Source organism: Psychrobacter sp. W2-37-MNA-CIBAN-0211, assembly GCF_040309405.1.
Classification (GTDB): Bacteria; Pseudomonadota; Gammaproteobacteria; order Pseudomonadales; family Moraxellaceae; genus Psychrobacter; species Psychrobacter glaciei.
This window is the reverse complement of record NZ_JBEOOU010000571.1, coordinates 1-237: the sequence shown is the minus strand read 5'-3', so window position 1 is coordinate 237 and position 237 is coordinate 1. Positions and strand designations below refer to the sequence as shown.

The following is a 237-nucleotide window of genomic DNA, read 5'->3' as shown; positions in this document are numbered from 1 at the left end:
CACTGCACATGGGCTTCTTGCAGGTTATTACCCGCACTCATGCCATTGCTTAAAAATAAGTTTTCAATAAGGTTAGACGGGAAATAGACCGTTTCCCCATCTGACTGACGCGTGTATGGAATAGCACAAATGCCACGATCTTTATTGCCTGAGTTAGTATCAATTAAATGCGAGCCACATAACTCTTCATCGGGATTATAAATATCTAAACAGTATTCATCTAAAATGCCAGTAGGC

General features: G+C 40.5%; 1 protein-coding gene. It reads right to left on the bottom strand.

Features of this window, described 5'->3' with window-relative positions; translation table 11 throughout:
• On the bottom strand, positions 1-237 hold a 237-nt coding region (locus tag AAEY72_RS16310; protein ID WP_352311732.1), incomplete at both ends, for a YcaO-like family protein.